Genomic DNA, 10,662 nt, shown 5'->3' with positions numbered 1-10,662 from the left:
TGCGCAACGCCTCGTATTGGGCGGATCGGATGCGCTCCTTGATCTCGCCGAGAAATACGCCGTACCCGACCGGCAATCCGGATTTCCTCATAGTCCCATTCCCTCGAAATTCCACCGGATCTTTGCCGCAAGCAGCGGCATTGAATAATCGTCCGACCCCATGATAGTGGTACGGACCACGACGTGCAATTATAGATATGCGAAATTCATGAACCGGCTTGAAGCTGAATTCTTGAAGAACGGAATAAAGCAGAACATCACGTGAAAGGTGGTATGCGTCCTGAAAATCCTCGTGTCCCCAGTTCAATTCCGGGAGGGGCCACAATCGAATTCATGAGGTTGGGCGGCAGCGCCTGACCCTTTTTTTATGTTGCCGGGCACAGCTGACGGCAGCCCCTTATTCCGTTATTCCAAAGATGATATCGAGGGGAATACGCATAACAAATTCGAATTATCGTCCCAAGATCCTTCCGCACGATAACCGCGTTTCCATTAACGATTCCCGATCAAGCCCGTCGGCCCGTTTAATGCATTTCCCCAATGCGGGGATAGAGGGAGAGAACAATGCAAGCAAGAGCGCAAATGCTTCGTAAGGTTGCCTTCCGGTTCCTGGTTATAATCTCAATGTCGTGGCTGTATCCCAATCCGGCAGGCGCAACCGATTTCAAGCACGGCTTTCCGGTAGGAAACTGGGGAAACGGCATCCGCCCATACGTTCGCGTTTCGGCCGAGGACGGCCGTTTGAGCGCCGTTTTTTCGGTCGTGACCACGACACCCCGATCCACTATAGATAAAACCGACGAGAACCGGGCGCAGGATTCGGCGAGCGACTCACGAAATGCCGGAGATCGGCACTCCACTACCATGTATTACGGCCCGTAGAGGCGTCAGTCGCATCGACGCGTACTCCCCCCGCAATACCTCCGTGCGAGTACGCCCGGGTTCCCTATTATTTCTGTATCCACGATCCCCGCTCATGGTGTAACCTCTCTTTCAAAACGTTCTCCCACGGGAAGCCAACTTATGTTTTTCATCATCCTGCTGGCCTTCCTCTTCACTTTCGGCAACGCCCACGCAGGGCTCGACAATTCCCACCACGACATCCGGCAGCACATGCCGGGAAAAGACGCCTGCCTTATCTGCCACGACCGGAAGGAAACCAATTCGTACAAGAAAATGGAGGACGAACTCGGAAAAGTGGGCGGGAAATGCGTCTTCCTGTGCCATAGCGGGAAAGGGCTTCTCCCCGAGACGGGCACGCTGGTCCCGGTGCCGGGTCCGAGCGTAAACACGACGGATTATTCGACGAGCCAGGCCCCGGACTACACGGCCGTTTTCTTCACGAAATCGCACGGGCGCGACCCGGCAAATCTGAAGGACGGAACCGGGCAGCCGGTGACTTGGCCGCCGCCCGGCGTGAACTGGCAGGGAGTTTCCGCCAACAGGAAAATGGAATGCACCTCCTGCCATTCGGTTCATGACAGCACTTATCCCCCGTTCCTCATGGCTCCCCTCGGATCGAGCGGCCCTAATCTGGACGGCCTCTGCGACCGGTGCCATGCGGAGCGGGCAACCAACAATCTTTCCGCCCCCCCCGACGGGACCCATCCGGTGGATTTCCCGGTCGACAACGCCGCCGCATCGAAGCGGGCCAAGTACGGCCGGCACCCCCGGAATATCCTGATCCAGAAATACGGCAGGTCCGACGGCGGTGGAACCGTAAACGTGTTCGACGTCCCGAACCAGGTCGCGGCATCCTTGAAGGAGCTCGGCCCTTCGTGGGATATGGGGGGGCACCTGACCACCGGTCCTGCCGAAGCGATGACCGGATGGACGGGAGCCGGCAGCACCCAAAGAATGGGATGCTACACGTGCCACTCCGCGCATCGCAACGACGTCAACGGCGAGAAGAACCTTGTCGTGGTGAAAACCGCGGATGCCGACAACACCTGGAACCCGCTGTGCACCGGCTGCCACGGGTCCGCGACGACCCTGGACGGGGACCAGGCGGAATGGGACGTCGGCAGGACCGGCTACGGGCATCCCGCCGGGAAAAACACCGCCGCGGACGCGGGGGGATTCTACACCACCACGCAGGGCGGCTTGAGGTTCCGGATCGGGAAGGTCTCCTTCATTCAGCCGCAGGGCGCCAACCGGTTCGGACCCCGCGGCGAGATCATGTGCACCACTTGTCATAGGGTCCACTACGGCCAGGCCGGCAGCATGGCGATCGCCAGACTGGGGCAGGGAACCAAATCCGTCTGCAAGTCGTGCCACGACGGCTCCGGGCATCCGGTCGCCACCGACGGCGTCGAGCCCGTCAATTCGCATCACGTCACCGCCACGAAGGAGCGCGCCGCGGAACTGCAGAACCGGGGATTCGGGAACCCGCAGTGGGCGAACACGGAGACGGGGCTGGGGGACATCGCGTCGGGGTTCGATTGCGCGGATTGCCACGTCTTCAACGGCACAGCCCACAATTGGAATTAAACAGGAGCCCATTGGTCCCAAGGCCGGGAAAATGGATCGCCGCCGCCGTTGCGGCCTTCTCGTTATTGTCGTTCGCCGCCCTATTCGCACAGGCCGAAACCGCCCTTTTCCGGATAGACGGGAATCCCGTGGAAAAAGCGGAATTCCGCCGGTTCGTCGAAATCGCATTCCCCGAAGAGACGGAACCTTCGGAAACCCGGCTGCGGGTCCTGGCCGATTCCTTCATCAACAACCGGCTTCTGGCCGCACGGGCGCGCGCGGAGGGAGTCGACAAGCTTTCCGCCGTGCGCTCGCGGCTCGAGACGCGCCTTAACCGGCTATGGACGAACGTCTACTGGTCGGAAGTGGCGGAACCGTCGATCCGGATAGAGGAGAAGGATATCGAAGCGATGGCGCCGCCCATGGAGGACGCCATCGATCTGCAACAATTGACCGTGGAGACGCGCGAGCATGCCGATGAGTTGCGCCGCCTCGTCCTTGCCGGCGCGGACTTCGGGAAGATCGTCAAAGCGGAATCGGTCGGCCTCACAGCGCACAACGGCGGATACGTGGGGAACGTTACCAAAAGCTCGCCGCTCTACGGACGGGAACTGCTCGATGAACTATTTCGGATGCGGCCGGGGGAATATTCCGCGGTGTCGAAAACGGACACCGGCTACGCGGTCATAAAGGTCATCGAAAAGAAACCTTCGTCCCGGATGCGGCAGGAGTGGCTCGAGCGGAACCGGGATCGGCTTCTTCGTATCCGCCGGCAGGAGGCATGGAACCGTTGGAAGGAAAACCTCGTCCGGCAGCACGAGTGCATCCCGGACCGTGACGTAATCGACGCATATCTGCGCGCAAGGGAAAACAACGCATCACTTGAGCCGTTGCTCGGGAAAGCGGCGGTGACGGTGGACGGCGTGCCGTTCACCCTGCGGGATCTCGCCGATCCGTCCGGGTTGGGCGTCGTCCATTCGGAGGACACCGTCGAGGAAATCATCCACCGGCGCCTGGAGGAATACGCGATCGCCCGGGAAGCCGCAAGGGTCGGGCTCCGCGAGAAACATCCCGACATCCTCCTCATCGGGAAACTGACGGGCGAATATCTCCTCGCGCGGGAATACGTGGCTTTCCGCGGCCGCGGCCTCTCAGTTACGGAAAAAGAACGGCGGGAATATTACGAAGCCAACAGGAAGAAGTTCACGGCTCCCCGCGCATACCGCTTTTCCCTGATCGAAACGAGGTCGCCGGCCCGGCTGCGGACCATATATGATCTTCTCGAAAAGGGCGTCTCCTTCGAGGAAGTCGCGAACCGGTGGTCGGACAACCGGCAGTCCGCGGAAGGAAGGAACGGATTCGTGGAGGAAAACCGCGTGCCCCGGGAACTGGTTCCGGCGACGAAGCTGGCCTTGGGCGAGTACGCCCGAACCCCTATCCGGATCGACCCGCCGAAGGGAGGGGAAGGGGTGTGGATCGTCCCCAAACTGAAGGCCGTCCGGGAGGAAAGGGCGCTCCCCTTCCAGGAAATCGACCGTTTCTCCGTCGAGAAAAGCGTCATGGCGAAAAAGAGGGAACGGCTGATCCGGGAAATCGTCGCGGGGCTACGCGCGGAGAGCCGGATCGAGTTCGGTCCGGAATTCCATCGATACGCATCGCAGGGAGCGGGACCATCCCTGGCGCCGGGAACGATCCGCGAATCGGGACCCGCTCGATGAAGCGTTATCGGCGCGTCCTCGCACGGACGGCGTTTCTATTCATGTGGATGGCCTTCCTGATTCCGTCGGCGAATGCGGCGCCTCCGCCGGAGTGGCTGCCCGGTTTTCCGCTGCGCGCGGGGACGATCGTCGTTCTGCGCTGGGCGCCGGTTCCCGGGGCGACTTCCTACAAGGTGTACAAGAAAACAGGAAAGGCGGACTTCGCAGCCGTCTACTCGGGCCCGCAGACCATCTTCAACGACCCGAACGTCTCCCCCGCGGAAACCGTATCCTACAAGGTCACCGCGACGGTGGAAGGGAAGGAAAGTCCTTCTTCGCCGCCTGCGGTGCTCCGGGGACTCGAGCCGTTGAAGCCCCCCGCCTTCTTCGGCGCAACGTATCCGCCGGGCGCAATCACGCTCCGGTGGTCCACCCCGCCGGGCACGATCTTTTTCAACCTGTACCGTGCCGAGGGGAGGGGGATGCCGTTCCACCTCCTTGATTCGACGCACCAGGACATCTACACCGACCGGAGCGTCCGGAGAGGAATTTCCTACTACTACAAGATCACCGCTGTAGACAGCAACAACCTGGAATCGGAAGCGTCGGCGCCGTTCGAAGCGCGGCTTCCGGCGGAAGTCGCAGCGCCCGTCAAGGAGAAACCGATCCTTCGCAAGGTCGCCCCCACGGGAGAATTTTTCGGAGAGGAGTTCTACCCCTTCGTCCAGCCGAGCGAGATGGGGTTCCTATCCAGCGGCGAACTGTACGTGCTGGACCGGACCTCGATACAGTTCTTCGAACCGGACGGGACGTACCTGAGCAGGGTGAACCTCGACAGGAAATGGGATCCTCCGAGCGGAATCGCCATGGATCGCGACGGGAAGTTCCTGGTGGCCTTCTACAGCGACAACACCATCCGAAAGCTCGACGACGAAGGGAAAGGGATCGAGGAGATCAAGTACCCCCCCACCGATACGGGGATTCCCAACAATCCGAACAACCTCGCGGTGACGCCGGAGGGGTTCTGCTGGATCGCGGACGGGTCCCGCTTCCAGGTCATCAAGGCGGACCGCGCCAGGGAAAAATACGAAACCATAGGGCGGCTGCGAGGGACCTACGACCGGAGGGATAAAACCGAAGCGGACCTCCCCACGCTCACGAGGATCCAGTTCAACCCGTACGACGGGAAACTGTACGCGGTCCTGGGGGTCACCGTGGAAATCAAGGTGATCGATCCGAAAACGTCGCGGGTGGTGAAAACGTTCGGCGGGTTGGGGCTCGAGAACGCGAAATTCCAGGGGATCGGAGGGCTGGCGTTCCGGAAAAACGGGAACGTGCTGGTGCTCGACCACCTGATGCAGGTGATCAAGGAGTTCGACAGGGACTACAAGTACGTCGCCACCTATGCGGACGTCGTGGAAAGGGACATCGTGCGACTTTCGAGCAACGTCCCCACAACGTTCGTTTTCCGGGAAGCCATCCGGCGGTTCTATATCAGCAGCGGGCTCGGAAACCGCGTCTACAAGTTCGACATCGCGGAGGCGGAGTCTCCTCCAGGAAAAAGCGAAACGCGGAAAACCAAATAAAGACTTCGACGGGAGGATGAATGAAGACGATCGGTACGGCGATATTGGCGGGCGTGGCGGGCTGCCTGGTGACGCTCCTTGTGATGCATGGGAACCGCGATGCCTTTGCCGCGCGCCCGGAGCAGGTAAAGGAGGTACGCACCGAGAAGCTCGTGCTCGTGACGGCGACCGGCGCCGTGAAGGCGGTCCTGGGGACCGACAAGGACGGGAGGCCCGTCCTCGCGATGGTGGACACCAAAGAAAAGGTGCGCTTTTCCTTGGCGATCACCGGTGACGACTCTCCGGCGCTCTCCATGACCGACGGCAAGGAACGGGTGCTCATAGGCCTGGCCGTCACCGCTAAAGACGACGGCGCGGTCACGCTTATGGACAATAAAGGCAAGGTGCAGGCCGCGCTGTCGATCGAGGGCGGAACCGGGAAACTTCGACTGAACGGCAAGGAGCGGTAAGAGGGTCAGCGGTACTTCTTGCGCCGGAAGAGATCCGTTTTGGAGGAGGAGACGCGGTCCAGGAAAAGGACGCCGTCCAGGTGGTCCACCTCGTGCTGGATGGCCACCGCCTCGAACCCGACGGCTTCGAGTATGACCTGCTTGCCGGTCCTGTCCAACGCGTCCACGAGCACCCACTGGGCACGTTCGATATTCGCGGTGTAATCCGGGATGCTCATGCACCCCTCCCGCACGATCTGGCGCCCGCCCTTGGCCAGGATTTCAGGATTCAGGAGCACCATCAGGCCGTGGTTCTCCTCCTGGCCGCCGCGTTTGTGCTTCGAGACGTCGACCGCGATTATCCGCTTCAGGAACCCCACCTGCGGGGAGGAGATTCCCACCCCTCCGGCCGACGCCCGCATCGTATCGAGAAGATCGTTTATGAACACCGACAATTCCGGCGTAATCTCATCCACGGGTGCGGATTTTTCCTTAAGGAGCGGATCCGGAAACTTCAATATCGGGAGAATGGCCATGATGCCGGTTGCGATTAAAGTTCCAGGGTCTCTATCGGCCGCACCGTGATGGATACGGAGAGCTCTTTCTTTATCCGCTCGAATTCCTTTTCCAGCCCCTTCATGTCGGTGCCTTCGGGGATGTCCACTTCCAGCACCATGACGTAAACCGGCCTCTCCTTCGTTCCGACGACCTGAGTGTTGAGGTCGGTGATGTTAACCTTCCGCTGCGCCAGCTCCCTCGTGACGTTGTACACGATCCCCGGCCGGTCGGCCCCGTACACGGAGATGATGTGAGGGTTCCCCAGGAAAGATTTTTCGTGGACGACCTCCTCGTCCTTAAGCGTGTGAAGGGTGACGATCAGGCGCATCTGCGAGCGCACCTCTTCGAACGCTGGACTTAATTCCGCTACGGCGGAGATCGCCGGATGGGAAACCACCAGGATCATCGCGAACTGCCCCGACAGGATCGTGCAGGTCGAGTCCTCGATGTTGCAACCCTGCTCGTAGAGGATCCGGCTCACCTCCGCGACGATCCCCGGCCGGTCCTTGCCGACGACGCTTACCGAGAAATGCCCCATTCCGGTTTCCTCCTTTCTCCCCCTGCAATGGCTTCCGAAAGATGATACCACGTCAAATTTACCTTGTAAGTCCGCATTACCGCTGAAACCGCACCGCCATGTTCATTTCGTGACAAAAGGCTTCCCGGCCTGTAGTATATACTATTAATATATATTCGGAGGCGGACATGAAAAGCGCGAAACTTTTTCGGAACGGACAAAGCCAGGCCGTGCGTCTGCCTCGGGAAATGCGGTTCGAAGGCGACCACGTGTTCGTGAAAAAAGCGGGAAGGATCGTCCTTCTTATCCCGCCGACCGGCTCATGGGACGGGCTCGTGGAAAGCCTTTCCCTCTTCACGACCGACTTCTTGCGGGACCGGGCACAGCCACACATGCAGCGCCGCAAGGGCTTAACGGCATGAAATACATCCTGGACACCGACGGCTGTATCGAACTGATACGCCGAAAACCCCCGAAACTGATACAGCGCCTCACAGGAAGCCAACCGGGAGACGTCGGACTTTCCTCTATAACAACAGCCGAGCTCTGGTTCGGGGTCGCCAAAAGCGACGATCCCGGGAAAAACAGGAAAGCCCTTGCCGGATTCCTGGCGCCATTCGAAATCGTTCCATTCGACGAATCCGCAGCGATGGCTTACGGAGAAATCCGGGCGGCCCTTGAAATAGCCGGGACACCCATCGGTTCTATGGATCTTCTCATCGGCGCCCATGCGCTAAGCATCGGAGCAACGCTGGTCACAGCCAACATCCGCGAATTTCGACGGATCCGTGGCTTGCGAACCGCGAACTGGCTTTCTCCCTGATCCTGTCGGATTACCCGCCCAAGATCCTGTCCAGGAATTCCCTCGGGGACAGTATTTCGACTCCCTGGTATTTCCCGATCTCCAGAAGATCGTCGTCGCCGGAAACCAGCCAGGAACAGCCGCCAACAAGGGAACACCGAATCACTATGTCGTCGTCCGGATCCCGTGAAACGGACTCCGTCCGTCCGGATATATCCACCACTTCCGAAAACGGCAGGAGTTCCTTGTAAAGAAGCGATGAAATCTCTTTCGGAGTCAGCCGAAACTTTGGATAGGAAAGGGTATGGACGATCTCGTCGAGCAATTCCTTACAGGTAACGATCCGCAACCGCCCGGCCTTCCATGCCAGCCGAAACTCTTCGAGACGACCCCCGAAGAGAAGGACGGAGACCAGCACGTTGGTGTCGAGTACGGCCCGGATCAGGGCCGGTTTCGGGCCCACCTGACCGCCTTGGCCACGTCCTTTTCAGTCAGTCGCAATTTCCGAATCTTTTCCCGGATCGCATCGATCCCGGAGCGTTCTCCTTCGGCTTCGATCCGGACGGGACGCAGGAGGATCGCCCTGCCCTTCACCTGGACATCGAAATATTCCGTCCCTGGAAAACGGTCCGCGATCTCCTTGGGCAATGTAAGCTGATTTTTAGACGTTTTTTTCGCGAGCATCCCGGCCTCCTTACTTCCTTACAGTAAGGATACATCCCGGAGTGAACTCCGGCAAGCATGAAAACGGCGGGGCCGGGGGTGGACGGCTCCGCCGTTTCCTTTCAAAACCGGGGACGGCCTAAAGAACAGGGACGTTCTTGCGACGCGCCAGGAATGTGGCTACAATGGCCACATAGGAGGGAACCGCAATGCATATCGTCGGAGTTCGGGAATTGAAAAACCGGCTGACCCATTTCCTATCCCTGTCGCGCCAGGGCATCCCGGTGATCGTCACGGACCGGAACAGGCCGATCGCCGTGATCCACCGGCTGGACCAGGTCGAGAAGACGGCGGGGACGGAAGAACGGCTTGCGTCCCTTGCCCACCGGAATCGCCTGCACCTGCCGGAAGATAGAACTCCCTTTCGGCCGATCCGCCGCGCGCGCGGGGGAAGAAAAGCATCCGAACTCATCCTCGAGGAAAGGCGATGATCTATCTCGACAGCAGCGCGCTGGTCAAGAGATACATCGCCGAAGAAGGCTCCGGCGCGGTCGACCGGTTATTGGCCGATCACCCGTATGCCGCCACATCCCGCCTGGCGTACCCGGAGATCCTTTCCGCGCTGCACAGGAAGCAACTTGCGGGGGATTTCCCGGCGCGGGTCCTCGGGGACCTGGTCAAGGCGTTCGAATCCGACTGGAACAGGTTGTTCGTCCTCGAATTCCCCGAGGAACTGCTGCCGATCGTCAAGCAGACCATCCGGAAGCATGCCGTCCGCGGCGCCGATTCGATTCATCTCGCATCCGCAATGTGGCTTCGTTCGGAGTTGAAGGAAGACGTGATCTTCGCCTGCGCCGACGCGAAGCTGCTGGCGGCGGCCCGGAAGGAACGGCTCATCGCATTCGATCCGCGATAATCAGCGCACAGTTGCATAAATAACCGGCGGGGCCGGATCGTTATGGCCCTAAAAATAATAAAAAGGTTTCCCGTGACAAACGATTTGCGGGTGAGGCTTTCCGCACAATTCGCAATTCTCTTCGACCGGATCAGGGATACGGAACCGATCGAAAAAACTTACGACGTGGTTTGGTGGGGACCATACTTCATACCCAAGCCAAGACAGTGGCATCGCTCCCGGTTCCTGCTATATGGAGGCCGTTTACATGGATCGATAGAAGTCGGATGGACAACTTACTCATCGACCTGGGACATCTCATCGGGAGAAATCGAATTCGAAAACGGTTCGGGCTACTCGATCTGGAATTCCCAGGAAGTGTGGACGTCGGCGCTTCCCCAATTGACGCGCCGGTTGAAGTACGCAAATGAGAACCCGGATGCCTTCAATCGACGTGTGCGACGTCTGATCCCGTATGAATCGCGTACCGGGCGTTTGATCAGGAAGTGGACGTGGCCAAAGCGGACCAGCTCGCCGTTATCCCGGAACGAGCTGGTAAGGTTGGAATTGGCCTGTGTTAAAGGCGCTAACGAGAGATCGTGGGTTTCTCTCACTTCCGGCAAGTATCTGCAGGTCGTCGGATGTGCATATGATGCGGCGTTTCCCGAATTGAGGCACCTTGCCGCAAGAGAAAAATATTCATTGAAGGCGGACAGTCGGCACTGTGGCCTTCTCGACCTGCCGGATCAGGATGATCGCGCATTTCGCGGCTGGTATAACTCGAAAGCATGGGTGGGTTCCCATCCGTGGGAAATCGTATTTGCCCATCCGCATGGCGTGCTGCTTTCACCCTTTACCGAACAGGATGGCAACTGGCGTTTCCATCTTTCGGTCGACACTGCGGGACTGTTTCTTCACGCCGTGAAGATGGCAATTGCCCTGGGCGACATTTCCACTCCGTTTCTGCTCCATGACAAGAACAAGATTGTATCGATGCTCCGCGGCCAGGATCTCGTTGAAATAGGCCCTTATTACAATCAAATACCT

Annotated in this window: 13 protein-coding genes; 9 read left to right on the top strand and 4 right to left on the bottom strand. The window is 59.3% G+C overall.

Features of this window, described 5'->3' with window-relative positions:
* Positions 1–1,023: 1,023 nt before the first annotated feature.
* From HY896_08550 to HY896_08535, 4 genes are read left to right on the top strand one after another with little or no spacing between them, the layout of a single operon-like run.
* Positions 1,024–2,490, top strand: coding sequence for a hypothetical protein (locus HY896_08550; GenBank protein MBI5576399.1), 1,467 nt, complete (start codon positions 1,024–1,026; stop codon positions 2,488–2,490).
* 11 nt (positions 2,491–2,501) lie between these two features.
* On the top strand, positions 2,502–4,187 hold the full coding sequence (locus HY896_08545; GenBank protein MBI5576398.1) for a peptidyl-prolyl cis-trans isomerase: 1,686 nt from the start codon (positions 2,502–2,504) through the stop codon (positions 4,185–4,187).
* Positions 4,184–5,752, top strand: a complete 1,569-nt coding sequence (locus HY896_08540) for a hypothetical protein (protein ID MBI5576397.1) — start codon at positions 4,184–4,186, stop codon at positions 5,750–5,752. The genes HY896_08545 and HY896_08540 overlap by 4 nt, the downstream gene beginning before the upstream one ends.
* Positions 5,753–5,772: 20 nt before the next feature.
* Complete coding sequence (locus HY896_08535; protein MBI5576396.1) at positions 5,773–6,201, top strand: hypothetical protein; 429 nt, start codon at positions 5,773–5,775, stop codon at positions 6,199–6,201.
* 5 nt (positions 6,202–6,206) lie between these two features.
* Here HY896_08535 and def read toward each other — a convergent pair whose 3' ends face one another.
* Positions 6,207–6,716, bottom strand: coding sequence for a peptide deformylase (gene def, locus HY896_08530; protein ID MBI5576395.1), 510 nt, complete (start codon positions 6,714–6,716; stop codon positions 6,207–6,209).
* A 14-nt stretch (positions 6,717–6,730) separates the two neighbouring features.
* The gene (locus tag HY896_08525) at positions 6,731–7,276 is read right to left on the bottom strand and encodes an ACT domain-containing protein (GenBank protein MBI5576394.1); all 546 of its coding nucleotides are present in this window, start codon (positions 7,274–7,276) and stop codon (positions 6,731–6,733) included.
* Between the two features lie 167 nt (positions 7,277–7,443).
* Here HY896_08525 and HY896_08520 point away from each other — a divergent pair, with 167 nt between their 5' ends.
* The gene (locus tag HY896_08520) at positions 7,444–7,677 is read left to right on the top strand and encodes an AbrB/MazE/SpoVT family DNA-binding domain-containing protein (protein MBI5576393.1); all 234 of its coding nucleotides are present in this window, start codon (positions 7,444–7,446) and stop codon (positions 7,675–7,677) included.
* Positions 7,674–8,078 carry a type II toxin-antitoxin system VapC family toxin gene (locus HY896_08515; GenBank protein MBI5576392.1) on the top strand — a complete coding sequence of 135 codons (405 nt, stop codon included), beginning with the start codon at positions 7,674–7,676 and terminating at the stop codon, positions 8,076–8,078. Before HY896_08520 ends, HY896_08515 begins: the two co-directional genes overlap by 4 nt.
* 10 nt (positions 8,079–8,088) lie before the next feature.
* Here HY896_08515 and HY896_08510 read toward each other — a convergent pair whose 3' ends face one another.
* Both HY896_08510 and HY896_08505 read right to left on the bottom strand, forming a co-directional pair.
* The gene (locus tag HY896_08510; protein MBI5576391.1) at positions 8,089–8,520 is read right to left on the bottom strand and encodes a putative toxin-antitoxin system toxin component, PIN family; all 432 of its coding nucleotides are present in this window, start codon (positions 8,518–8,520) and stop codon (positions 8,089–8,091) included.
* Positions 8,499–8,741 carry an AbrB/MazE/SpoVT family DNA-binding domain-containing protein gene (locus tag HY896_08505; GenBank protein MBI5576390.1) on the bottom strand — a complete coding sequence of 81 codons (243 nt, stop codon included), beginning with the start codon at positions 8,739–8,741 and terminating at the stop codon, positions 8,499–8,501. Before HY896_08505 ends, HY896_08510 begins: the two co-directional genes overlap by 22 nt.
* 188 nt (positions 8,742–8,929) lie before the next feature.
* Between HY896_08505 and HY896_08500 the strand changes: the two genes are divergently transcribed.
* From HY896_08500 to HY896_08490, 3 genes are all read left to right on the top strand, one after another.
* On the top strand, positions 8,930–9,211 hold the full coding sequence (locus HY896_08500) for a type II toxin-antitoxin system Phd/YefM family antitoxin (protein ID MBI5576389.1): 282 nt from the start codon (positions 8,930–8,932) through the stop codon (positions 9,209–9,211).
* On the top strand, positions 9,208–9,636 hold the full coding sequence (locus HY896_08495) for a type II toxin-antitoxin system VapC family toxin (protein MBI5576388.1): 429 nt from the start codon (positions 9,208–9,210) through the stop codon (positions 9,634–9,636). The genes HY896_08500 and HY896_08495 overlap by 4 nt, the downstream gene beginning before the upstream one ends.
* A 90-nt stretch (positions 9,637–9,726) precedes the next feature.
* Positions 9,727–10,662, top strand: a 936-nt coding sequence (locus HY896_08490) for a hypothetical protein (protein MBI5576387.1), incomplete at its 3' end; no start/stop codon positions are given.

This window comes from Deltaproteobacteria bacterium (assembly GCA_016218975.1).
Taxonomy (GTDB): Bacteria; Desulfobacterota; Deferrimicrobia; order Deferrimicrobiales; family Deferrimicrobiaceae; genus JAENIX01.
The sequence above is the reverse complement of the archived record's forward strand: the minus strand, read 5'-3'. Positions and strand labels throughout refer to the sequence as shown.

Coding starts and splice junctions, on each gene's coding strand:
- HY896_08550 (MBI5576399.1), top strand. CDS start 1,024: ATGTTTTTCATCATCCTGCTGGCCTTCCTCTTCACTTTCGGCAACGCC.
- HY896_08540 (MBI5576397.1), top strand. CDS start 4,184: ATGAAGCGTTATCGGCGCGTCCTCGCACGGACGGCGTTTCTATTCATG.
- HY896_08535 (MBI5576396.1), top strand. CDS start 5,773: ATGAAGACGATCGGTACGGCGATATTGGCGGGCGTGGCGGGCTGCCTG.
- def (MBI5576395.1), bottom strand. CDS start 6,716: ATGGCCATTCTCCCGATATTGAAGTTTCCGGATCCGCTCCTTAAGGAA.
- HY896_08525 (MBI5576394.1), bottom strand. CDS start 7,276: ATGGGGCATTTCTCGGTAAGCGTCGTCGGCAAGGACCGGCCGGGGATC.
- HY896_08520 (MBI5576393.1), top strand. CDS start 7,444: ATGAAAAGCGCGAAACTTTTTCGGAACGGACAAAGCCAGGCCGTGCGT.
- HY896_08515 (MBI5576392.1), top strand. CDS start 7,674: ATGAAATACATCCTGGACACCGACGGCTGTATCGAACTGATACGCCGA.
- HY896_08505 (MBI5576390.1), bottom strand. CDS start 8,741: ATGCTCGCGAAAAAAACGTCTAAAAATCAGCTTACATTGCCCAAGGAG.
- HY896_08500 (MBI5576389.1), top strand. CDS start 8,930: ATGCATATCGTCGGAGTTCGGGAATTGAAAAACCGGCTGACCCATTTC.
- HY896_08495 (MBI5576388.1), top strand. CDS start 9,208: ATGATCTATCTCGACAGCAGCGCGCTGGTCAAGAGATACATCGCCGAA.